The organism is Pseudoalteromonas sp. CR1 (assembly GCF_019392235.1).
Taxonomy (GTDB): domain Bacteria; phylum Pseudomonadota; class Gammaproteobacteria; order Enterobacterales; family Alteromonadaceae; genus Pseudoalteromonas.
In genome coordinates this window covers 1-271 of record NZ_JAHXRM010000245.1, presented here as the reverse complement: position 1 = coordinate 271, position 271 = coordinate 1, and the positions used below count along the sequence as shown (strand labels likewise).

Below are 271 nucleotides of genomic sequence, written 5' to 3'. Positions count from 1 at the left end.
CTGGGGGCTCGCGGCCGCCAGCAGGGTTTCGTACTCGCCGACCAGATGGGGCAGCTCGGCGATTTTGGATTCGCCGTCGGTGAGCAGCAGCGTCTTGTCGACCGTGGTCAACTGCCCGGCAATGGCCTGGTAGAGGCCCACAAACTCACTGTTGACCAGCACAAAGCGGTCTTCGGCGTGGTTCATGGTGTAGAGGATCTGTTCCGGCGACAGCCGCACATTGATCGTGTGGATCACCGCACCGATCATCGGGATGGCGAACATGCACTCC

Annotated in this window: 1 protein-coding gene; it reads right to left on the bottom strand. The window is 61.6% G+C overall.

All coding sequences use genetic code 11. From position 1 onward, the window contains the following. The coding region (locus tag KZZ04_RS19290; protein WP_368735904.1) for an AMP-binding protein at window positions 1-271 on the bottom strand (271 nt) is incomplete at both ends.